Annotated in this window: 17 protein-coding genes and 1 tRNA gene; 5 read left to right on the top strand and 13 right to left on the bottom strand. The window is 66.5% G+C overall.

The window, feature by feature from the left end:
• Nucleotides 1-24: 24 nt before the first annotated feature.
• The 8 genes from pilB to PHX69_RS02580 form a co-directional block, all read right to left on the bottom strand.
• The gene (pilB, locus tag PHX69_RS02615) at nt 25-1761 is read right to left on the bottom strand and encodes a type IV-A pilus assembly ATPase PilB (RefSeq protein ID WP_288042255.1); all 1737 of its coding nucleotides are present in this window, start codon (nt 1759-1761) and stop codon (nt 25-27) included.
• Nucleotides 1762-1897: 136 nt separating this feature from the next.
• Nucleotides 1898-1972: transfer RNA gene (locus PHX69_RS02610), tRNA-Arg, on the bottom strand.
• A 104-nt stretch (nt 1973-2076) separates the two neighbouring features.
• Nucleotides 2077-6306, bottom strand: coding sequence for a translocation/assembly module TamB domain-containing protein (locus PHX69_RS02605; RefSeq protein WP_288042254.1), 4230 nt, complete (start codon nt 6304-6306; stop codon nt 2077-2079).
• Between the two features lie 2 nt (nt 6307-6308).
• Nucleotides 6309-8213 carry an autotransporter assembly complex protein TamA gene (locus PHX69_RS02600; RefSeq protein ID WP_288042252.1) on the bottom strand — a complete coding sequence of 635 codons (1905 nt, stop codon included), beginning with the start codon at nt 8211-8213 and terminating at the stop codon, nt 6309-6311.
• Nucleotides 8214-8217: 4 nt separating this feature from the next.
• A complete protein-coding gene (locus PHX69_RS02595; RefSeq protein ID WP_119013859.1) occupies nt 8218-9405 on the bottom strand; it encodes a vWA domain-containing protein in 1188 nt (395 codons plus the stop codon).
• Nucleotides 9406-9423: 18 nt separating this feature from the next.
• Nucleotides 9424-10026 (bottom strand): GNAT family N-acetyltransferase, encoded by a 603-nt coding sequence (locus PHX69_RS02590; protein ID WP_288042251.1) that lies wholly within the window; start codon nt 10024-10026, stop codon nt 9424-9426.
• A 68-nt stretch (nt 10027-10094) separates the two neighbouring features.
• Nucleotides 10095-10949 (bottom strand): AAA family ATPase, encoded by an 855-nt coding sequence (locus PHX69_RS02585; RefSeq protein ID WP_119013857.1) that lies wholly within the window; start codon nt 10947-10949, stop codon nt 10095-10097.
• Between the two features lie 135 nt (nt 10950-11084).
• On the bottom strand, nt 11085-12392 hold the full coding sequence (locus tag PHX69_RS02580; RefSeq protein WP_288042249.1) for an AI-2E family transporter: 1308 nt from the start codon (nt 12390-12392) through the stop codon (nt 11085-11087).
• A 125-nt stretch (nt 12393-12517) separates the two neighbouring features.
• Here PHX69_RS02580 and PHX69_RS02575 point away from each other — a divergent pair, with 125 nt between their 5' ends.
• The gene (locus tag PHX69_RS02575) at nt 12518-13222 is read left to right on the top strand and encodes a hypothetical protein (RefSeq protein WP_119013856.1); all 705 of its coding nucleotides are present in this window, start codon (nt 12518-12520) and stop codon (nt 13220-13222) included.
• On the top strand, nt 13219-13761 hold the full coding sequence (locus PHX69_RS02570) for a FlgO family outer membrane protein (protein ID WP_119013855.1): 543 nt from the start codon (nt 13219-13221) through the stop codon (nt 13759-13761). The genes PHX69_RS02575 and PHX69_RS02570 overlap by 4 nt, the downstream gene beginning before the upstream one ends.
• 230 nt (nt 13762-13991) lie before the next feature.
• Here PHX69_RS02570 and flhC read toward each other — a convergent pair whose 3' ends face one another.
• From flhC to PHX69_RS02545, 5 genes are all read right to left on the bottom strand, one after another.
• Nucleotides 13992-14564 carry a flagellar transcriptional regulator FlhC gene (gene flhC / locus PHX69_RS02565; RefSeq protein ID WP_119013854.1) on the bottom strand — a complete coding sequence of 191 codons (573 nt, stop codon included), beginning with the start codon at nt 14562-14564 and terminating at the stop codon, nt 13992-13994.
• 40 nt (nt 14565-14604) lie between these two features.
• Nucleotides 14605-14934: a flagellar transcriptional regulator FlhD gene (gene flhD / locus PHX69_RS02560; protein WP_119013853.1), complete on the bottom strand. Its 330-nt coding sequence runs from the start codon at nt 14932-14934 to the stop codon at nt 14605-14607.
• 234 nt (nt 14935-15168) lie between these two features.
• Nucleotides 15169-16071: a sulfurtransferase gene (locus PHX69_RS02555; protein ID WP_288042248.1), complete on the bottom strand. Its 903-nt coding sequence runs from the start codon at nt 16069-16071 to the stop codon at nt 15169-15171.
• Between the two features lie 60 nt (nt 16072-16131).
• Nucleotides 16132-17043, bottom strand: a complete 912-nt coding sequence (locus tag PHX69_RS02550) for a DMT family transporter (protein ID WP_119013851.1) — start codon at nt 17041-17043, stop codon at nt 16132-16134.
• An 89-nt stretch (nt 17044-17132) separates the two neighbouring features.
• Nucleotides 17133-18272, bottom strand: coding sequence for an aromatic ring-hydroxylating oxygenase subunit alpha (locus PHX69_RS02545; RefSeq protein WP_119013850.1), 1140 nt, complete (start codon nt 18270-18272; stop codon nt 17133-17135).
• 229 nt (nt 18273-18501) lie between these two features.
• Here PHX69_RS02545 and xseB point away from each other — a divergent pair, with 229 nt between their 5' ends.
• From xseB to dxs, 3 genes are all read left to right on the top strand, one after another.
• Nucleotides 18502-18729 (top strand): exodeoxyribonuclease VII small subunit, encoded by a 228-nt coding sequence (gene xseB / locus PHX69_RS02540; RefSeq protein WP_119013849.1) that lies wholly within the window; start codon nt 18502-18504, stop codon nt 18727-18729.
• Nucleotides 18726-19670, top strand: coding sequence for a polyprenyl synthetase family protein (locus PHX69_RS02535; protein WP_241524971.1), 945 nt, complete (start codon nt 18726-18728; stop codon nt 19668-19670). The genes xseB and PHX69_RS02535 overlap by 4 nt, the downstream gene beginning before the upstream one ends.
• 92 nt (nt 19671-19762) lie before the next feature.
• On the top strand, nt 19763-21595 hold a 1833-nt coding region (dxs, locus tag PHX69_RS02530), incomplete at its 3' end, for a 1-deoxy-D-xylulose-5-phosphate synthase (protein ID WP_288042247.1).

The following is a 21595-nucleotide window of genomic DNA, read 5'->3' as shown; positions in this document are numbered from 1 at the left end:
GGCACTTCCTCGTTGGTATGGTTTTTATAGGTTGGTGACGGCCAGCACTTCTTCCAGGGACGTCATGCCCTGGCGCACCTTGTGCAAACCCGATTCGCGCAGTGATCTGACCCCTTCGCGTTTGGCTTGTTCGGCAATTTCGAGGGCACTGCCATCACGCAGGATGATCCGCTGGATCTCCTCTGAAATGGGCATGACCTGGTAGATACCGACGCGTCCCTTGTAGCCGTTGTTGCAGGCCGAGCAGCCCACGGGCCGGTAGGGCGCCCAGCTGCCATCGAGTTCCTCATCGGTAAAACCGGCTTCGAGCAGGGCTTCGTGGGGAATGTCGGCAGGTGCTTTGCACTGCGGACACAGGCGCCGGGCCAGGCGCTGGGCTGTGATCAGGATCACGCTGGAGGCGATGTTGAACGGTGCAATGCCCATGTTGCGCATGCGCGTCAGCGTGGTCGGTGCATCGTTGGTGTGCAGCGTCGAGAGCACCAAGTGGCCAGTTTGCGCTGCCTTGATGGAGATGTCGGCGGTTTCCAGGTCGCGAATTTCACCCACCATGATGATGTCCGGGTCCTGGCGCAGGAAGGACTTGAGCGCTGCCGCAAAGGTCAGCCCGGCTTTTTCATTGACGTTAACCTGGTTGACGCCGGGGAGGTTGATTTCCGAGGGGTCTTCGGCGGTGGCGATGTTCACCCCCGGCTTGTTGAGCAGGTTCAGGCACGAGTACAGCGACACCGTTTTGCCCGATCCGGTAGGCCCTGTCACCAAAATCATGCCGTAGGGGCGGCCAATGGCGTGCAGCAGGCGCTCTTTTTCCTCGGGGTCGTAACCCAGCGCTTCAATGCCCATTTTGGCGCTGCTGGGGTCAAGGATACGGATCACGATTTTTTCGCCAAACAGCGTGGGCAGGGTGCTGACACGAAAGTCAATGACCCGGTTGGGGCCCACCTTGAGCTTCATGCGCCCGTCCTGGGGCACGCGCTTTTCGGAGATGTCCAGCCGCGAGATCACCTTGATGCGCGAAGCCAGCTTGTCCTTGATGGCAATGGGTGGCGAGGCAATCTCGCGCAGTTCGCCGTCGATGCGAAAGCGCACGCGGTAATGGTGTTCGTAGGGCTCGAAGTGCAAGTCCGAGGCGCGCATGTTGAACGCGTCCAGCAGCATCTTGTGCAAAAATTTGACGATGGGCGCATCTTCAACCTCGTTGGCGCCCGCGTCCTGGGTCTCGGCGGCTTCTTCGACCGGGACATCATCGAACTCGAAATCACTGCTGGCGCTGATGGCGTCCAGGGTTTCGCTGGCGCTTTTGCCGTTGGCCTCCACCATGGCGCTGAGCTTGTCGTATTCGGCAATGACCCAGTCCACGCCCATTTGGGTGCTGAACTTGATTTTTTCGGCGGCTTCCTGGTCGGTGGGGTCGGCCGAGGCCACGATCAGGCGGTTGTTGCGCTTGCTCAGCACCACGACGCGGTAGGCGGTGCAGATTTTGGCGTCGAGCAGTTCGCGTGGCAGGCGTTGCGGGTCGATGGCGTTCAGATCGAGCAGCGGGGCACCAAAAATGGACGATACCGTGTGCGCCAGATCCGCCGCAGACACCGCCCCCGAGCCAATCAGCTCGTTGATGAAACGCGAGCGGCTGGCCAATGATTTGCGGTAAATCTCTTCAGCCGACTTTTCTGTCAGCTTGCCAGCAGAAATGAGCGCCCTGCCCAGACCTGGGAGCGCGACTGTTGCTGAGTCTTTGGTGGGGGTGTCAACAGCGGCCATGTAACCGGAAGGGATAAAAATCAATGGGCCATCGTATCACCGCCCATGCGCCCCGGTCTGCCAATCAGCGGGGGCTATCCTGGGCTTGGGCGCCTGTTGGCATGGGCCAGGTCTGCTGTGCAGGGCCATCAACCGATGGTCCCCTCGACAGGAATCGAACCTGTATCTAGCGCTTAGGAGGCACTCGTTCTATCCATTGAACTACGAGGAGGCTAAGGCGGCGATTGTACGTGTTCTTTTGCTTCTTTATTGATAGCTGCTTGCGCCCATCTGGCGGGCGTTACAGGCCAATTTGATTCAGAAAGTTACAGCGTTTCAGTCGTGGCGCACGGTGTAGATGATGTCCAGCGCGCTTTTGGCGCCGGTCTGGCCGCGCAGGGTCAGGCGGCGCGAGAGGTCGTAGAAGATGTAGAGCGTGCCCAGCGCGCCCGAGAGGCTGCGCTCGTAGGTCACGTACAGGTCTTGCGACAGGCGCTTGCCGAAGGTGAGCGCCGCGCCACTGGCGTCCTGGCCCGCGCCGGGGCCTTTGAAGCCGATTTCATCCAGCCCCAGGCGGCTGGCGACCCCAGCGGTGGGGCTGTGGCCACCGCGCCCGAGCAGGCCCAAGGCGGCCTGTTGCAGCAGGGCCGACTCGGCACCGCCGCTGGCGGCGTCGCGCCCCAGCACCACCCAGGAGAGCTTTTCGGCATCGGGCAGATCGGGGCTGGAGTAGAGCCGCACGCGCGGCGCCTGCGCCGTGCCGCTGACTTGCACGCCCGCGCGCACGCTGATGTTGGGGCGCAGCGCCAGGATGTCGAGCGCGGGGTTGTCATAAGGGCCGTTGAAGCGCAGCAGGCCGGTTTCCACGTCCAGCATCTGGCCCCAGGCGCGGTAGCGGCCTTGCACGGTGGTGATCTCGCCGGTGACGCGTGGCGCTGCCCCGGCCACGGCGCCGCTGCGGATGTCCAGCTCGCCAGTCAGGCGCGTGGTGATGCCGTGGCCTTGCAGGGCAAAGTCCTGGCCCAGGTTCACGGTGAGGGCGATGTCGGGCGGCTTGGCCGTTTGCGCGCGGGCGGCGGTCTGGCTGGCACGCCGGGCTTGCTCAGCCTTGGCCTGGTCGATGGCGGCGGAGCGCACCACCACGTCGCTGCCCAGCCGGGGCGCTGACGCTTCGGGCAGCAAGATGGTGGCGCGGTCGGTGGTGAGCTGGCCGCGCAGGGTGACCTGGCCCTGGCGCAGGCTGGCGCGCACGTTACCCGAGAGGCTGACTTGGCGGTCGGCGCGCACCAGCACTTGCAGCGCACGGGCCTCGGCGCGCAAATCCATGGCGATGCCGGAGCCTGTGCCCAGCTCTTGCGCTGCACCTGTGCTGGCGCTGCCCCAGGTGATGCTGCCGCTGCCGTGCAGGCTACCGCCATCTTGCGGTGCGCTCGTGCGGTTGCCGCTGTAGCCGGCGATGCGGGCACGACTGCCCTGGCCGCCGTGCAATATGAACTCGGTGATGTCCAGGCGATCGCCGCGCAGCGCAGCGCGCAGGCGGCCACCTTGCAAGTCCACCCCATCAAGGAGCGAGCGCAGCGCCAGTTGGTCGGCGCCCAGCGTGCCCTGCCAGCGCGGTGCGCTGCGATCGCCCGAGAGCATGGCATCGGCATCCAGCGTGCCGCCGATGCGCCAGCCCGGCGGCGCCAGCACCGACCACACGCCCAGATCGGGCAGGCGGGCGCGGATGCGCGCGGCCAGCGGCGCCTGCGTGGGCCACACCCAGGCCCCGTTCTCACGCGCCAGGCGGGTGCTGGCATCGGCCTCGATATGGCCAGCGCGTTCGCTGTCCCACAGCAGGCGGGCACGCAGTTGTTCGCCTTCGGCGCTCAGTTGCAGCGTGGCCTGGCGCACGCCCGCAGCGGTGCCGGGTGCGTTGCTGCTGGCGCGCGCCAGTGGCTGGGCGCCGCTGCTGCGTACGGTGGTGACGCTGGCGGCTTCGCCCGTGAGCACGTGCAGATCGCCGCTGCTGCGTTGCACGCTGGCACTGGCGCGCAGGGTGTCGGTGGCAGCCACGTCCCAGCGGCCTTCCAGAACCAGGTCGCCAGCCAGTCCGCGTTCGGCCAGTGTGGCCTTGCCTGCGGGGGGCAGGGCGTCGGCCCATGCCAAGGGCAGGCCGGTGAATTCGCCGCGTGTTTGCAGTTGCAGCGCGCCTTGGGCGGGCACCTCCAGCCGCAGCGGCTGCCAGCGCAGCACGGTGGTGCCGGGTACGGGGGCAGTGATCTGGGCCTGGCCTGCGGCGGTTTCCAGACTGTGGCGTGCTTTGCCACCGGGCTGGCCATTGCGCATTTGCCACAGCGTGAGCGCCAGCGGCTGGGCCAGTTGCAGCGCCCAGGGGCCAGACTGTTGCGCGGGGTGTAGCTGCAATTGCAGGGCGTTGATGCTGGCGCGCCATTGGGTGGCTTGGGCGCTGGTGGTGCCCAGGCTGGCGCTGATCTGCGTTTGCAGCGTGGCGCGCTGATCGTCCACATGGGCTTGGCCGTTCACGCTGAGCGTGGCCTGGGCCAGATTGCCTGCCAGCACGGCGCGCACGCCATGCAATTGCACGTGGGTGGCGGCGTCTGTGCGATCACTGGCTGCACCTGTAGTGCCGGGTGCAGCAGGTGGCAGGATCAGGGCCAGCTGTGGTGCCTCCAGCGTGGCTTGCACGGTAAAGGGCTGCAGCGGGGCGGTGTTGGCGGTGTCGGTCGTGGGTGCAATGCCTGAGGTGGCCGCCTGCCATTGCCGTTGCAGGCTCTGCCAGCCCCCCTGCCAGCGGGCCTCCAGCCGGGTCTGGCCTTGCAGTGCGCTGCCTTGCAGCACGGCAGACAGGCCGGGCAGGCGCTGCAACCAGGCTAGCACCTGCTCTGCCGCTGCCACGTTCACTTGCAAGCTGCCGCCACCGCTGCGTTCGGCCAGTTGGCCGCTGGCTTGCACGCTGGCACCGGGCACGGTCAGCGACAGTGTGCCGCGCCCGCCGGGGGCGCTGCCCAGCGTGGCCTCGATGGCTTGGCCGCGCAATTGGGCCTGCAAGGCATCTATCTCCAGGCGTTGCAGACTGAGCCGGGGTGCATCCCACTGACCTTGCACTTGCACTTGCCCAATGCGCAGCGGCACGGCCTTGCCGCTGGCAGGTCGACCGGTGCTGCGCGCGGCCTGCAACTGGGCCGCAAAGCGCACGGCGGTGCCGTGGCTTTGGGCACTGAGATGGCCATTCAGGGCTGCGGCATCCAACTGGCGGTGCAGCGCAGCAGGGGCCAGTTGTTGCACCTGGGCGCTGGCCTGCACAGCACCATTGGCGGGGGTGTAGCTGCCTTGCAGCACGATCTGGCCCGTGCCTACCTGCAATGTGGCCTGGGGGATGCGCCACTGGCTGCCATCAAAGTCGGCACGGGCGTCCAGCGCGCTCAGGGGCAGGCGCTGTGCGTCCCAGGGGCCAGGCAGGTCGTTGCGCAACTGGGCGCTTAGCTGCCAGCCGCTGGCCTGTGGCCCTGCTTGCACGCTGCCGTGCAAAGCGGTGGCCGGGGCCTGCGGCCACAGCGCTGCCAGATTGAGTGCCCGCAGGTCGGCGCTGGCCTGTTGCAGCGGTTGCGCCGCCCAGGGTTGGAGCGTGGCGCTGATGTCGGCCTGCATGGCGTTGGTATCGGTGTGTACCGCAGCGTCGGCCTCCGGTGCGCGGCTTATCTGTGCTTGCAGTTGCAACTGTGCTGCTGCCGTGGCCAGGGTGCCGTGCAGCGTGGCCTGGGCCGACAGGTGCAGTGCCTGCCCCCCCGGGCCGGGCGTGGTAGCCCGCACCTGGCCATTGGCGGTGGCTTGCAGGGCCATGGGCGCTTGTGCTTGCAGTGTGGCCTGGGCGCGGTACTGGCCTTGGGCCAGTTCCATACGGTGGATGTCCAACTGGTGCTGGGCCAGGTCATGGCGGTAGTGGCCGCTCAGGGCATGTACCTGCACCGGCGCGGGGCCAGCCCATTCGATGTGCGCGATCTCGAAGGGCAAGTCCACGCGCACTGGCAGCACCCATTGCGCGGGAGGCTCTGTGGGCGGCGCATCGGGTTGCGGTGTGGGGGTGATGCGCACGCTGGCCACTTGCACCAGACCCAGCGCCACAGTGCGTTGCCACAGCGCTGCCAGGTTCCAGCCGATGCGGGCATCGCGCACTTCTACCGTCAGGCCGGGGCTGCTCCAGCGCAGCCAGTCCAGCTGGCCGCCGCTGCGCAGGGAGCCGCTCACGCCGCTGCTTTGCAAACTTTGCCCGGCGGGCAACCAGCGCGCGGCCTGGGCCAACGTGGTGGCCAGAGAGCTGTGCTGGCCTGCCCACCACCAGCCGAATGCGCCCAGGGCGCACAACAACAGCACCAGCCCCACTACCCCCAGCAAGGCTGCCGCACCAGCGTGCCGCAACCGGCGCAGCCACGTGGGCGGGGGGGGGCTGGCGCTGCTGGCCTGCGCTGCTGCGGCCGCAAACGGATTGGGCGCCGCCGGGGTGCCAGCGGCGGCGGCAAAGGTGTCGGCGCCTGCGTCGGGGGGGATGGGGGTGCGCTGGGCCATGGCTAGAAGGTAAAGCCCAGGCGCAGGTGCAGGCGCACGCGTTTGGCCTGCACGCCGTAGGCCAGGTCTGCCTGTAGCGGCCCCACCGGGCTGCGCCAGCGCAGGCCTGCGCCCACGCCCACGCGCGGGTGCAGGGCACCCAGTTGGTCGCTGACGGCGCCCACGTCGGTGAACAGGGTGCTCTCCCAGTCGGTGAAGTTGCCGCGCAAGGCGATGGGGCGTTGCCATTCAGCGCTGGCTACGGCCAGGTAGCGGCCACCGTAGAGCAGGTTGTTATCGGTGCGGGCGCCAATCTCGCGGTAGGCGTAGCCGCGCACCGTGGTGTCGCCGCCGGTCAGGAAAAGCTGGGTCACAGGTACCTGGGCTGCATCGCGGGCCAGCACCACGCCGCCTTCGGCGCGCAGCGCCAGGCGGCTGCCACGCGGCAGGCCGCCATCCAGCGCCACCTTGCCCAGCGGCACAAAACCCAGCCAGCGCACCATGGCGCGCACAAACGGGTCGCGCTGCGGCCGCAGCGTGGTGCCTGCGCCCAGCTCCCAGGCCAGGCCGTGGCCCGTGCTGGGGGCATTGGGGTGGTCAAAGTAGCGGCCCGTCCAGCTGTAGTTCATGCTCAGGGCGGTGCTCGACGGGGGCGCTTGCAGGCCCTGCGAGTTGGCGTAGTCGTATTGCAGGTAGTAGTTGCGGTCGATGCGCTCGGTGCTTTGGCCACGCCCGGCGCGCAGGCGGGCGCTGTTGACCTGGTAGCTGCCGGTGGTTTCACGCTGCGCCTGTGCGCCGCCAAACCAGCGCCAGCCGCCGTCGTCGGGCAAATCCGTCCATTCGGTGCCGATGAGCTTGGTCTTGCGGTCCAGCGCCAGTTTGCTCACGGCGCGCCAGCCAACCAGGGGCAGGCGGTTGTGGATGTGGTCGGTGCCCCAACGCACGCCGCTGTCGGTGGACAGGCCCAGGCCGAACACCCACTTTTGCAGCGGTGCCTCGCGCACCTGCGCCAGCACCGCAGCGGCTTGCGGGTCGCTGGCCTCGGTGTCGAGCGTGAGGAACACCGCGTCGTAATAGCCGCTGCTGGCCAGGCGCTGCTGGGCGTCCAGCAGCTGGGCTTCGCTGTAGTCGGCGCCGGTGGGCAGGCGGGCCAGGCGGCGGGCGCCGTCGCTGTCGTAGCGCTGGCTGCCCTGTACGCGCAAGGGGCCAAAGCGGTAGGCCGGGCCAGAGTCGTACGTGACCGACAGGTCGGCCAGGTGTGTGTCGGCATCCACCTCGGCGCGGCTGTACGCGATCTGTGCAGCGGGGTAGCGCTGGCTTTGCAGCGTGCGCAGGCCCTGCGCCTTGGCGCCATCCCAGGCCGACTGGCTGAAGGGCTGGCCCGGCGGCAGTGACCAGACGCGGCGCACCTGGTCGGCCTGCTGGTCGGTGTCGGCGCCTTGGGTGGTCTCGGCCACCGGCCCGCTGAACGTGATGTGCGCCTGGCGAATCTGCGTTTGCGGCCCCGGCTCCACGGTGACAGCGATGGCGCGCGGGGCATGGCTGCTGCCCGGCGTCTCGGTCATTTCCACGGTCAGCGTGGGACTGAAGTAGCCCAGCGTGGCCAGCAGCTCGCGGGCGTTCGCGTCGGCAGCGCCCAGCAGGCGTGACAGCTCGTTGGCCGTCAGCCCCGGCAGGGATTGAAAGCGCTGCAATTCCAGGTGGCGCGCCAGGTAGTCGGCGATGTCCTGGGGCGCGCGCACCTCCAGAGTGAAAGCGGCTTGCGTGTCCGATGTGGCGCTGGCGCCTTCCTCGGAGCCCGCCTGCGTGTTGTTGGCGGGCGCCGCAGGCAGCAGACCACAACCGGGCAGCGCCAGGAGTGCCAGCAGGCTGATAAGCAACAACGCCGACCCACGGGCCGGCGCTGCGGTGTGCAAAAGACAGGGCATGCAGTTATTTTGACAACATGCGCATGGCCTCTTCCAGGCCCTTCAAGGTGAGGGGGTACATGCGGTCGCTCATCAGCTGCTGAATGATGCTGATGCTCTGGCGGTATTGCCACACGCCCTGCGGCTCGGGGTTGATCCAGGCGAACTTGGGGTAGGTGTGCGTCAGGCGTTGCAGCCACTCGGCGCCGGCCTCTTCGTTGTTGTATTCGACGCTGCCGCCGGGTTGCAGGATTTCGTAGGGGCTCATGGTGGCGTCGCCCACAAAAATCAGCTTGTAGTCTTTGTTGTACTTGCGCAGGATGTCCCAGGTGGCAAACTTTTCGGCAAAGCGGCGCCGGTTGTTCTTCCAGACAAAGTCGTACACGCAGTTGTGGAAGTAATAAAACTCCAGGTGCTTGAACTCGGTCTTGACGGCGCTGAACAATTCCTCCACCCGCTGGATGTGCTCATCCATGGTGCCGCCCACGTCCATCAGCAGCAGCAATTTGACGTTGTTGTGCCGCTCCGGAATCATCTTGATGTCCAGCCAGCCCGCGTTGGCGGCGGTGCTGCGGATGGTGTCGGGCAAATCCAGCTCCAGCTCGTGGCCTTCGCGGGCAAACTTGCGCAGGCGGCGCAGCGCCACCTTGATGTTGCGCGTGCCCAGCTCCTGGCTGTCGTCGTAGTCGCGGTAGGCGCGCTGCTCCCACACCTTGACGGCACTTTTGTTCTTGCCCGCGCCGCCAATGCGGATGCCCTGCGGGTTGTAGCCGCCGTGGCCAAATGGGCTGGTGCCGCCGGTGCCAATCCATTTGTTGCCACCCTCGTGGCGCTCTTTTTGCTCTTCGAGGCGCTTTTTGAGCGTCTCCATCAGCTCGTCCCAGTCCATTTTTTCGATGGCCGCTTTTTGCTCGGGCGTGAGCTCGCGCTCCAGCACCTTGCGCAGCCAATCGGCGGGCACTTCCTGGCGGAAATCGGCCACCAGCTCCACGCCCTTGAAGTAGGCGGCAAAAGCGCGGTCGAACTTGTCGTAGTGCTTCTCGTCCTTGACCAGCGTCAGGCGCGCCAGGTGGTAGAAGTCGTCAATGCTCCAGGCATCTTCCGAGTGCGGGCCCACGATGCCCGCCTGCAAAGCCTCCAGCAGCGTGAGCAGCTCTTTGACCGACACCGGCAGTTTGGCGGCGCGCAGGGTGTAGAAAAAATCAATCAACATGTTTTTGGCCTCCAGGGCTTATGCAGCCTGCGCATGCAGCTCCAATTTTGAGAGCAAATGTGCGCGCGACTCGGGCCACTCGCCCGCGCGCAGGCTGTACATCACGGTGTCGCGGATGGTGCCGTCGCGGCGCAGGGCGTGGCCACGGATCACGCCGTCCTTCTTGGCCCCCAGGCGCTCGATGGCGCGCTGGCTGGCAAAGTTGAAGTTGTCGGTGCGCCAGCCCACGACGTGGCAGCCCAGCTGGTCAAAAGCGTGGCCCAGCATCAGCAGCTTGCAGGTGGTGTTGACGTGGCTGCGCTGCACGCTGCGCGCGTACCAGGTGTAGCCAATCTCCACCCGGCGCACGGCGGCAATGATGTCGTGAAAGCTGGTGCTGCCCAGCACGCGGCCCGTGGCCTCGTCGATCACGGCAAACGCAAAGCGGCTGCCCTGTTCGCGCATTTGCAGCGCCGTCTCGATGTACGCGCGCGTCTCTTGCGGCTCGGGCACCGAGGTCACGCGCAGGCGCCACAGCTGGCCATCGGCAGCGGCGGCGGCCAGGCCGTCTTCATGGGCCAGGGCCAGTGGTTCAAGGCGCAGGCCGTTGCTGCGCAGGGTGACGGGTTGCACAAAAGCCATGTGGGTTACTCCTGGCGCAGGCCCTGGGCGTGGCCCAGTGCGGTGGGGCGAAGTGGCATGGGCAGGCGTCAGCGGTTGCGCTGGTTCATGAACACCAGCTTTTCAAACAGGCTCACGTCCTGCTCGTTCTTCAGCAGCGCGCCCACCAGCGGCGGCACGGCCACTTTGTTGTCCTGGCTTTGCAGGGCCTCCAGAGGGATGTCTTCGGCCACCAGCAATTTCAGCCAGTCGATCAGCTCGGAGGTGGAGGGTTTTTTCTTCAGGCCGGGCAGGTTGCGCACGTCGTAAAACGTCTTCATCGCCGCCGTGAGCAGCTCGCTCTTGAGCGTGGGAAAGTGCACGTTGACGATTTGCCGCATGGTGTCGGCCTCGGGGAACTTGATGTAGTGGAAGAAGCAGCGGCGCAAAAAGGCGTCGGGCAGCTCTTTCTCGTTGTTCGAGGTGATGAACACCAGCGGGCGGTGTTTGGCGCGGATGAGTTCACGCGTTTCGTAGCAGTAAAACTCCATGCGGTCGATTTCGCGCAACAGGTCGTTGGGAAACTCGATGTCGGCCTTGTCGATTTCGTCGATCAGCAGGGCCACGGGCTGCTCGGCGGTGAAGGCCTGCCACAGCACGCCCTGCACGATGTAGTTGCGGATGTCTTTGACGCGCTCGCTGCTGTGCTCATCATTGAGCTGGCTGTCACGCAGGCGGCTGACGGCGTCGTATTCATACAGCCCTTGCTGCGCCTTGGTGGTGGACTTGATGTGCCACTGCAAGAGCGGCATGTTCAGCGCCTGGGCCACTTCTTCGGCCAGCATGGTCTTGCCGGTGCCCGGTTCGCCCTTGACCAGCAAAGGGCGTTGCAAGGTGCTGGCAGCGTTCACGGCCAGCATCAGGTCTTGGGTCGCGACGTAGTTGGAGGAGCCTTGGAATTTCATGGGTAATGGTCGAATCGGGTCGAATCGTTGAAAAAACGGCGGATCGCATGCCGGGTTGCCACTGCGTGCGGCGGCCCAGCCCTGGAGAAAACGGCCCCGGAATTGTGCGCGCAAAACCTGGCCTGGGTTGTCGCCTCAGTGCCCCAGCAGCTCACCGAGGGGTTGCAGCCCGGTCACGCGGTCGCACACGGCCTTGACCGCCATCATGATAGGGATGCCCAGCAGCAGCCCCCACAGGCCCCACAGCCAGCCCCAGGCCAGCACGCTGACAAACACCACCACCGGACTCAAGCTGCTGGTGCGGCTGGTGAGCCAGGGGGTGAGCAGGTTGCCCACCAGCGTGTGGATCAAAAGCGAGGCGCCGCCCACGCTCAGTGCCATATCGAGCGTGCCAAACTGCAAAAACGCCACCAGCGCCGAGCCCGCCGTGACCACCAGAGAGCCCGCATAGGGCACCAGGTTGAGCACGGCAGCGGCCACGCCCCACACCGCCGCCTGTTCTAGCCCCAGCGCCCAGTAGGCCAGCCCCGTGGCCACGCCCACGATCACGCTGGTAAAGCATTGCACCAGCAGATAGCTGCGCACCTGGCGGTTGATGTCGTCCAGCATGGACAGGGTGATTTGCCGCTGCTCCAGGCTGGCGCCGGCAATGCGCAGCAGTTTGCGCCGCAGCAGCCCGCCCGAGGCCAGCGAGAAAAAGCTCAGAAACACCACCACCGCCAGCTGCGTCAGCCCCGAGGCCAGGCCCATGGTGCCGGGCAGCACATAGTCGCGCACGTTAAAGGGCGCACGCTCAATCACCACCCGCTGCACGCCCCGGCGCGCTGGTGGGGCGGCGTTGTTGTTTTCACTGGCGGCCTGTTCGATTTGCGTGGCCGCCTTCTGCACCGTCTCCAGCGGGCTGGCGCTGCTGCTGGAGCGGCTGTGCGCGCGCAACTGGTCGCGCACCTTCTTGGCCGCCACAGGCAGCGAGTCCACCAGCTGCGCCGCCCCATCGCTGAGCGACCAGCTGCTGGCGCCCAGCGCCGCCACCAGCACCAGCAGCAGGGCGCCTGCACCCAGCGCGCGCGGTACATGCCAGCGCTGCAACCAACCCACGGCGGGCCCTAGGGCACAGGTCAGCAGCAAGCTCAGCACGATGGGAATGAACACCGCGCTGGCCCAGTGCAGCATGGCCAGGCTGGCACACACCGCCAGCCACACCAGCGACAGCGTGCCCAGGTTCAGGGGCGGCGGTGCCAGCACGTCCGCTGGCAGCGGTGCAGGCCCCGGCGGTGCGCAGGGGCGCGCTGGCGCAGCGGTGGGCGCTGGCGGTGCTGTGTCAGCGGGGGTGTCCTCGGGGCGTGGTATAGGGTGTGGCGCAGAGGGTAGTGCGTGTTCTGGTATGGCGGTGTCGCTGGTGCCAGGCGGTGCTGGCGGGGCGGGGCGTTCGGGCTCGGTCATGGGCAAATTGTGCAGCGCGGCGCCAAAGAGTGCGGCGAATGGGCGGCTGATTGGCCAATTGCCCGTGGCCTTGGCCGCTACCATGGTGGCCTATGCAAGCCAAGCCACTTGAACCAAGGCGCACCATGCACCGAACCCTTTTGCCGCTGCTGGCCGTTGCCGCACTGGCAGGCGGTTGCAGCACGCTGGACGTGCCGCGCGCCGACAACTACCCTGCCACCGGCCAGAAAAAAGCCCGCGCCGTCCACCACTGGGAGGTGCTGGCCGCCGATGTGGCCGTGCGCGTTGCACAAAAAATTGGCGAGTGGCCCCCCGGCGAGCACCCCATCTACATCCCGCCCGCAGGCGACTCGGGCTTCAACCAGGGCTTTCGCAAGCTGCTCATCACCCACCTGGTCGAGCGCGGCGTCACCCTCTCGACCGTGCCCACACCAATAGAGCTGAGCTTTGATACGCAAGTGGTGCAGCACTACGCCCCGGTGAGCAACCGCGCACAAATGCCGCTGACGCGCCTGGCCGCTGGCGTGGCGGTGGTGCGCGACTGGCACCTGTATGCGCAGACCAACCCCTCCCTGATTGCAGGCGGTCTGGCGGCCACGGCGCTGATCGACGCCACCATGCTGGCCACCGATGGCGCCGCTGCGGGCGGCCCCACGCGCACCGAGGTGCTCATCACCACCTCGCTGGAGAGCAACCAGCGCTACCTGGCACGCACCGCCGATGTCTATTACATCGAGCCCGACGACGCGCTGCTCTACATCCCGCCGCCGCCACCGCCGCCGCCACCCGCGCCCACCCCCCTCAAAACCTGGCGTGTGGTGGTGCCATGAAGCGCCGCACCGCTGCCCTGGGCCTGTGGGCCGCTGCCAGCCTGGCGCTGCTGCCCGGCTGTGCCCAGTATTACTACGGCGAACACGCCACCGCCACCTCGACCGATCTGGTCGAAGCCAACCGCATCGCCGCCGACCGGCTGTTGCAAGACGCCCTGATCGACCCCGACCGCCCCGTGCTGGTGGCCACGCTGGTAAGCGTGGACCAGTTGGGTGAGTCCTCGCGCCTGGGCCGCACCATCACCGAGCAAATTTCCGGGCGGCTGGTGCAGCGCGGCGTGCTGGTGATTGAGCCGCGCATGCGCGCCAGCCTGGCCATGTCGCCCGCGCAGGGCGAACTGCTGCTGTCGCGCGAGGTGCGCGAAGTCAGCCGCTCGCACGATGCGCAAGCCGTGCTGGTGGGCACCTATGCGGTGTCGGTGCGCAGCGTGTACGTGAGCCTCAAACTGGTACACCCGGTGGGCAACGTGGTGGTGGCCGCCGTGGACTACACCCTGCCCATGAGCGACAACGTGCGCGGCCTGCTGATGGCGCGCTGACACGGCGCTCCTGTTCAGTATCTTTTTGATAGCTGCTCGCGCTTATCCAGTAAGGGCGAGAGTCGGTTTTTATTGAAAATAGAGACTTGACGCCCGTGCCCGCCACGGGCCCAACAAAAAAACCCGGTCTGCGCCATGCAAACCGGGTTTTTTCAATCTCTTTTTGATAGCTGCTTGCGCTTTGCTACCAAGGGTTGGAGCCAGTTTTGGCTCCAAATTTCAGCATCCGATCAGTGCAGCATCAGTGCGCCGGCGGTCTTGCTCTTGCCAGCGCGGGCGGGCGGGTTGCACAGGCCACAGGTGTAGTGGCGGTTTTCGTACAGCTCGGTGACGAACTGACCACCGCACTGGCTGCACTTGGTGCGCGTAAGCATGCCCGCATCGACAAACTTCACCAGGCGCCAGGCGCGCGTGAACGACAGCAGGGGCTCCACCTGGGCCATCTCGATCTGCTCGGTGTAGAGCCGGTAGGCTTTGGTCAGCTGATCGACCGCGTCCAGATCCATGCCCTTGGACAGGTATTCGTAAATGTTCAGGAACAGCGAGCTGTGGATGTTTTCTTGCCAGGTCAGGAACCAGTCGGTAGAAAACGGCAGTTGGCCTTTGGACGGAGATTTGCCAGCGACTTCCTTGTAGAGGCGGATCAAGCGCTCATAGGACAGCGTGGTTTCAGACTCCAGCACCTGCATGCGGGCGCCCATGCCGATGAGCATGGCAGCGCGTTCAATTTGCCGCGATTCGTTGAGTACGCTCTTGACGGGGGCCTTGGGGGCGGGGGCTGCGCTTTTGTCGGTGGCGGTCATGGCATGTTCTCCTGGTCAGTCTGTGGGGGGCAGCGGGTGCTCAGAGCACTTCCGATACGCGGCTGGCCATCAGGATGTTGGCGTGCAGCGTGTTGGTGGCTTCGTTGCCCACCTTGCTGGGGGTGTTGTGGTTGGTCAGCAAGCTCCACACCAGGTTGTCATCGACGCGGAAGTTGCACAGCAAGGTATTGCGCGATGCCAGCTTCATGACCTGCGCTGCCGACAGGGAGCCCAGGATGTCGGCCGCCTCTTCGTTGATGCCCAGGCGGAACACCGCTTCAGCCTTGTCCTGGCGAATCAGGGTCTGCGCCAGCATCAGGTAAGTCAGGTTGGCTTCGCGGATTTCGGCGAGAAGTTGTTCGTTGGTCATGGTGCAATCCTTTTCAGTTCGGGCCTGGTTTCATGCTGCTGCATGTGTGCTTGATCCGTTGAAATGGATTGTGAAGTGACCCCAATCAAAAATTAAGTCGGGGTTTGGCTATGTCGCGTGTCTGGGTTTGCGGTGGGCTTGTAGGTGTTTGCCTTACAGGCGGCGCCGTGAGGGCGCCTTTTGTCAGGGTGCGGGCCGTGCTGCATGGCACGGCCCGCAGGCCGTGTGGGCGGCTCAGGCGCGGGCCATGGGGCGGGTGCGGTCGCTGCACCACTCGCTCCAGCTGCCCGCAAAAAGCGTTGTTTTTTCGAAACCGGCCAATTCCATGGCCAGCACATTGGGCAGCGCGGTGACGCCGCTGCCGCAGTGGTGGACCACGCTGGCCGGATCGCACCCGGCCAGCAGTGCCTCGAACTCGGCGCGCAGCGCGGCAGCGCTCTTGAAGCGGCCATCGGGCCCGAAGTTGTCGGTAAAGGGCCGGTTCAGCGCCCCGGGGATGTGGCCAGCCACCGGGTCCAGGGGTTCGACCTCGCCACGGTAGCGCGGCGCGGCGCGGGCGTCGATGAGGGTCTGGCCCGGCTGATCCAGTGCGGCCAGCACATCCTGGGCTGTGGCCAGGCGCCGCAGGGAGGGGCGCAACGCGAAGTCGGAGGCAAAGTGCGAGGTCTCGGTGCCCTGCGCCACGGCGCCGCCATCGGCCACCCAGGCCTGCCAGCCGCCATCGAGCACGGCCACCTGCGCGTGGCCCAGCCATTGCAGCATCCACCACAGGCGGCCACAGAATGCGCTGCCGTTGCGGTCGTACACCACGGCCTGCATGGCGTTGGTAAAACCCACGCTGCGCAGCCAGGTGGCGAATTTCTCGCGGCTGGGCAGGGGGTGGCGGCCCCCCGAGGCGGGGGTATCTGCCTGGGTGGCGGTGATGGTGCCGTGTGCGCCGGGGGCGCCATGCAGGGCGCTCAGGGTGCGGTCGAGGTCGGCATATACGGCGCCTGGGATGTGCGCTTGCAGGTAGTGCTGGGCGCCCGCGCCGGGCTGGGCCAGGTCAAAGCTGCAATCAAAAACCATCAGCGGTGCGCCGCTGGCGGCCAGGGCACGCAGCTCGGGGGCAGAAATCAGGGTGGTGTAGGTGGTCATGGGCTGCTCTCCAAAAACAGCCTGCATTGTGGCGCTGGCCGTGCAGCGCGAGAGCGGGCCTCAGTGCTCTTCTGCGGGCGTGCTGGGCGCAGCCTGGCTGCGCAGCACGGTGGCCAGGATGCCGCTGGCCACAATCAGCACCATGCCTATCCAGCCAATGGCTGGAATCTGGTCGCCAAACAGCACCACGCTGTAAATGGCCGCAAACACAATGCCCGAATACTGCAAGTTGGCCACCACCAGTGTGCCGCGCTGGGTTTTGGCGCTGGCGTAGGCGCGCGTCATGCACAACTGCCCGCCTGCGGCCAGAAAACCCATGGGCAGCAGCCACAGGCTGGGCCAACCCGGCCAGGGTGAGGTGCCCGCGATCAGTGTGGCCGCGCCGCCCGCCACCGCCGAACCCACGGCAAAGAAAAACACGGTGCGCGTTTCAGGCTCGCCCAGGCGCGATAGCGCCACCACCTGCATATACGCAAAGGCCGACGCAATGCCCGAGAGCAGGCCGATCAGGCCCGCAAACATCTGGTTCTGGTCGAGGCTGGGGCGCAGCATCATGATCACCCCGGCAAACCCGGCCAGCACCGTCAGCACCAGCGGGCCTTGCAGGGCAGGGCGCGGCGTGGCAGCCGAGGGGCGCCAGGTCAAGAGCGCGCCGCCCACCAGAAAAGCGGCAATCCAGACGCTGCTCATGTAGTTCAGCGTCATGGCCGTGGCCAGGGGCAAGTGGGCGATGGCGTAAAACCAGGCGCCCAGCGCCGTGACCCCGATCAGGCTGCGCCAGGCGTGCATGCCCGGGTAGCGCGTGGCCAGCGACACGCGCTGCGAGCGCGCCAGCAGCCACAAGATGGCGATGCCGATGATGCCGCGGTAAAACACCAGCTCGGCAGAGTTGAAATGCGCTGACGCGAGCTTGATGCACACGCCCATGCTGGCAAACAAAAAGGCGCCCAGCACCATCCAGAGGGCTTGCATGTGGTAGGTAATGTTGGAAGTGAAAATAGCTGCCAGCGCTTGTGGCACAAGCGCTGGCAGCTATTGTAATGAGAGCAGCGCGGGTCTGCTCAGCGCTGCGGCACAGCGGCGCCCATGGCGGCGCGGTACCACTCGTGAAAGTGCTGCATGCCGTCTTCCATGGGGCTTTGGTAGGGGCCGACCTCATTGACGCCGCGCGCCAGCAGCGCTTTGCGGCCAGCGTCCATGCGCTCGCCGATCTCGTCGTCTTCGATGCAGGTCTCCATGTAGGCCGCTTGCTGCGCCTCGACGAATTCGCGCTCGAAGGCGACGATTTCTTCGGGGTAGTAGAACTCGACCATGTTCATGGTCTTGGTCGGGCTGATGGGGTGCAGCGTGGATACGGTAAGCACATGCGGATACCACTCGACCATGATGTGCGGGTAGTAGGTGAGCCAGATGGCGCCGCGCTCGGGCAGCTGGCCGCTGCGGTATTGCAGCAGTACCTCGTGCCACTTTTTGTACACGTCAGAGCCGGGGCGGCCAAAAGTGCTGGCCACGCCCACGGTTTGCACCGAATACTCTTTGGCAAATTCCCACTTCAGGTCGTCGCAGGTGACAAAGTTGCCCAGGCCGGGGTGGAAGGGGCCGACGTGGTAGTCCTCCAGATAGACCTCGATGAAGGTCTTCCAGTTGTAGTTGCACTCGTGCAGTTCCACGCGGTCCAGGGCAAAGCCCTCGAACGAGAGTTCAGCGCGCGGGCCCATGCCGGCCAGGTCGGCGGCGATGTCGCGGCCGTTGTCCTCGAACATGAGGCCGTTCCATTCGCGCAGCGGGAAGTTTTGCAGATCAAGGCCGGGGTCGTGCGGGAAGTGGGGGGCGCCCAGCAACTCGCCGCGCGGGCTGTACGTCCAGCGGTGCACGGGGCAGACGATGTTGCCGCCTGCGCTGCCTTTTTGCTGCACCTGCAGCGAGCCCCGGCCCTGGAGCATGACGGCCTGGCGGTGGCGGCAGACGTTGGAGACCAGCTCCACCTCCCCTTGGGCGTTGCGCACCAGTGCGCGGCCCTCGCCTTCCTGCGCCAGTGCGTGGTAGTCGCCCACGTTGGGTACGCAAAGCTGGTGCCCCACATAGCGGGGCCCACGCTGGAAGATGAGTTCTAACTCGCGCTGGAACAGCGCCTCATCGAAGTAGCTTGAAACTGGTAGTTGGCTTGCGGCCTGCTGCAGTCGAAGACTTAAATCAGACATGGGTGACCTGACCTAAAGACTCCCCACAGGGAGATGCGCACGGTGCGCGGGAGAAAAAATAAACCGGCAGACTGCCGGCTTGTAGGGAATGGGATTATAGGTGGTGGGGTTATTGCCGGGGTGATTCCCGCAGGGGCCATGCGTGTATTGCGGGTGGCCCCGCGCTGGCCGGGGCGCGCGGCGGCATCGGCCTAAAATCGCGCGTTTCAGACTCTCGCCTACCTGCCCCATGCCCAAAACCAAGACCGCCGATCCGGCCAGCTACGAGGCTGCGCTGGAAGAACTGGAGCAGCTGGTCGGCCGCATCGAGTCGGGCCAATTGCCCCTGGACCAGTTGCTGGCCGGTTACCAGCGCGGCGCTGCCTTGCTGGCGTTTTGCCGGGATCGCCTGGAGGCCGTAGAGGGCCAGATCCAGGTGTTGGACGCAGGGGCCTTGCAACCATGGACATCCGAATGAACCACCCCGCGCCCGCCGCCACCCCCACCGACTTTGCCGCCTGGATGCAGGTTCAGCTGGCGCGCGTAGAGCAGGCCCTGTCCGACTGGGTGGGTGCGGACGCCCCCGCCGGGCTGGGTGAGGCCATGCGCTACGCCGTGCTCGATGGCGGCAAGCGCCTGCGCCCGCTGCTGGTGCTGGCTGCGCGCCAGGCCGTGGCCGCTGCCGACGCGCACGACGCCACCGCGCGCGCCGGGCACGACGAAGCCGCACTGCGCGCCGCGTGCGCCGTAGAGCTGATCCACGCCTATTCGCTGGTGCATGACGACATGCCCTGCATGGACAACGACGTGCTGCGCCGGGGCAAGCCCACCGTGCATGTGCAGTTTGGCCAGGCCCGCGCTCTGCTGGCGGGGGATGCCCTGCAAGCGCTGGCCTTTGAGCTGCTGGCGCCCGACGAAGCCGGGGTGCCCGAGCCCGTGCAGGCCCGGCTGTGCCGCTTGCTGGCGCGGGCGGCGGGCTCCTCGGGCATGGCGGGCGGCCAGGCCATTGACCTGGCCAGCGTTGGCGTGGCCCTGGACGAGGCCCAGCTGCGCCACATGCACCGCCTGAAAACCGGCGCCCTGCTGCAAGGCAGCGTGATGATGGGCGCCGCCTGCGGCCAGGCCGACGCTGCGGCGCTGGCCGGGTTGTCGGCCTATGGCGCGGCTTTGGGTCTGGCGTTCCAGGTGGTGGACGACATCCTGGACGTGACGCAGGACGCAGCCACACTGGGCAAAACCGCAGGCAAAGACGCCGCGCACGACAAGCCCACGTATGTCTCGCTGCTGGGGTTGGAGCGCGCCCAGGCCCATGCCCAGGCGCTGCGCCACGACGCCCTGGCCGCCCTGGCCGCTACGGGGCTGCCCGATACGCGGGCGCTGGCGGCCTTGGCCGACCTGGTGGTTCACCGCGCGCACTGATCCCGACCGGGCTCGCACTGAAAATTACAAGCCAAAAATGCTTCCAGCGCTTACTTGACGAGCGCCTACAGCTATCAAAAACATAGTAGCCAATGCCCACGAACTCCTATCCCTTGCTCACCAGCGTGAACGACCCGGCCGACTTGCGCCGCCTGCCGCGCGCCGATCTCAAGGCGCTGGCAGCCGAGCTGCGCGCCTTCGTCATCGACAGCGTGGCCCAAACGGGCGGCCACCTCAGCTCCAACCTGGGCACCGTGGAGCTGACCGTGGCGCTGCACCGCGTCTTCAACACGCCGCACGACCGCCTGGTCTGGGACGTGGGCCACCAGACCTACCCGCACAAAATCCTGACCGGGCGGCGCGACCGCATGGGTTCGCTGCGCCAGCTGGGCGGGCTCTCGGGTTTTCCGCAGCGTGTGGAGAGCGAATACGACACCTTCGGCACCGCGCACTCCAGCACCAGCATTTCGGCGGCGCTGGGCATGGCACTGGCGGCCAAGCGCAAGGGCGAAGAGCGCCACGCCGTGGCCATCATCGGCGATGGCGCCATGACGGCGGGCATGGCCTTCGAGGCCCTGAACAACGCGGGCGTGGCCGACTGCAACCTGCTGGTCATCCTCAACGACAACGACATGAGCATCAGCCCGCCCGTGGGCGCGCTCAACCGCTACCTGGCGCAGCTCATGAGCGGGCAGTTCTATGCCAAGGCCAAGAACGTCGGCAAAAACGTGCTCAAAAACGCGCCGCCGCTGCTCGAATTGGCCAAGCGCCTGGAGCAGCAGGCCAAGGGCATGGTGGTGCCCGCCACGCTGTTCGAGAAGTTCGGCTTCAACTACATCGGCCCCATTGACGGCCACGACCTCGATTCGCTGATCCCGACGCTGGAGAACATCAAGGGCCTGCCCGGGCCACAGTTTCTGCACGTCGTCACGAAAAAAGGCCAGGGCTACAAGCTGGCCGAGCAGGATCCCATCGCTTACCACGGCCCCGGCAAGTTCGACCCCCGCGTGGGCCTGACGCCGCCGGCCACGCCCCCGAAGCAGACCTTCACCCAGGTGTTTGGCCAGTGGCTGTGCGACATGGCCGCGCACGACAGCCGCTTGGTGGGCATCACGCCCGCCATGCGCGAGGGCTCGGGCATGGTCGAATTCCACCGGCGCTTTCCCGATCGCTACTACGACGTGGGCATTGCCGAGCAGCACGCTGTGACCTTTGCGGCGGGCATGGCCTGCGAGGGCGCCAAGCCCGTGGTGGCGATTTACTCCACCTTTTTGCAGCGTGGCTACGACCAGCTCATCCACGATGTGGCGCTGCAAAACCTGCCGGTGGTGTTTGCGCTGGACCGTGCTGGTCTGGTGGGCGCCGACGGTGCGACGCACGCCGGTGCCTACGACATCCCGTTCATCCGCTGCATCCCCAACATGGCCCTGGCCTGCCCGGCGGATGAGCGCGAATGCCGCCAGCTGCTCTCCACCGCTTTTGCCCAGAACCAGCCCGTGGCCGTGCGCTACCCGCGCGGCGCCGGCGTGGGCACAGCGCCCCTGGCCAGCCTGGAGGGCTTGCCCTTTGGCAAGGGCGAGGTGCGCCGCACCCGCCAGGCCAGTGCCGATGCCGACGCTGCACCGGGCAGCGCCCCGCGCATCGCCATCCTGGCGTTTGGCACGCTGCTGTACCCCGCGCTGCAAGCGGCCGAGGCGATCGACGCCACGGTGGTCAACATGCGCTGGGCCAAGCCGCTGGATGTGGAGCTGCTGCTGGAAGTGGCCGCCAGCCACGACGCGCTGGTCACGCTGGAAGAGGGCGCCATCATGGGCGGTGCGGGCAGCGCCGTGCTCGAAGCCCTGAGCCAAGCCGGTGTGCTGCGCCCCGTGCTGCAACTGGGCCTGCCAGACGTGTTCATCGAGCATGGCGACCCGGCCAAGCTG

The sequence above is a fragment of the Simplicispira sp. genome, from assembly GCF_028687295.1.
GTDB classification, from domain to species: domain Bacteria; phylum Pseudomonadota; class Gammaproteobacteria; order Burkholderiales; family Burkholderiaceae_C; genus Simplicispira; species Simplicispira metamorpha.
This window is presented reverse-complemented; position numbering and strand designations above follow the sequence as displayed.

Bases quoted from the DNA above. Each gene is read 5' to 3' on its own strand.
- PHX69_RS02590 (WP_288042251.1), bottom strand. From the start codon at position 10,026: ATGGCTTTTGTGCAACCCGTCACCCTGCGCAGCAACGGCCTGCGCCTT.
- PHX69_RS02605 (WP_288042254.1), bottom strand. From the start codon at position 6,306: ATGGCCCAGCGCACCCCCATCCCCCCCGACGCAGGCGCCGACACCTTT.
- flhC (WP_119013854.1), bottom strand. From the start codon at position 14,564: ATGACCGCCACCGACAAAAGCGCAGCCCCCGCCCCCAAGGCCCCCGTC.
- PHX69_RS02550 (WP_119013851.1), bottom strand. From the start codon at position 17,043: ATGCAAGCCCTCTGGATGGTGCTGGGCGCCTTTTTGTTTGCCAGCATG.
- PHX69_RS02580 (WP_288042249.1), bottom strand. From the start codon at position 12,392: ATGACCGAGCCCGAACGCCCCGCCCCGCCAGCACCGCCTGGCACCAGC.
- PHX69_RS02595 (WP_119013859.1), bottom strand. From the start codon at position 9,405: ATGTTGATTGATTTTTTCTACACCCTGCGCGCCGCCAAACTGCCGGTG.
- PHX69_RS02545 (WP_119013850.1), bottom strand. From the start codon at position 18,272: ATGTCTGATTTAAGTCTTCGACTGCAGCAGGCCGCAAGCCAACTACCA.
- PHX69_RS02575 (WP_119013856.1), top strand. From the start codon at position 12,518: ATGCACCGAACCCTTTTGCCGCTGCTGGCCGTTGCCGCACTGGCAGGC.
- flhD (WP_119013853.1), bottom strand. From the start codon at position 14,934: ATGACCAACGAACAACTTCTCGCCGAAATCCGCGAAGCCAACCTGACT.
- PHX69_RS02535 (WP_241524971.1), top strand. From the start codon at position 18,726: ATGAACCACCCCGCGCCCGCCGCCACCCCCACCGACTTTGCCGCCTGG.
- PHX69_RS02585 (WP_119013857.1), bottom strand. From the start codon at position 10,949: ATGAAATTCCAAGGCTCCTCCAACTACGTCGCGACCCAAGACCTGATG.
- xseB (WP_119013849.1), top strand. From the start codon at position 18,502: ATGCCCAAAACCAAGACCGCCGATCCGGCCAGCTACGAGGCTGCGCTG.
- pilB (WP_288042255.1), bottom strand. From the start codon at position 1,761: ATGGCCGCTGTTGACACCCCCACCAAAGACTCAGCAACAGTCGCGCTC.
- PHX69_RS02600 (WP_288042252.1), bottom strand. From the start codon at position 8,213: ATGCCCTGTCTTTTGCACACCGCAGCGCCGGCCCGTGGGTCGGCGTTG.
- PHX69_RS02555 (WP_288042248.1), bottom strand. From the start codon at position 16,071: ATGACCACCTACACCACCCTGATTTCTGCCCCCGAGCTGCGTGCCCTG.
- PHX69_RS02570 (WP_119013855.1), top strand. From the start codon at position 13,219: ATGAAGCGCCGCACCGCTGCCCTGGGCCTGTGGGCCGCTGCCAGCCTG.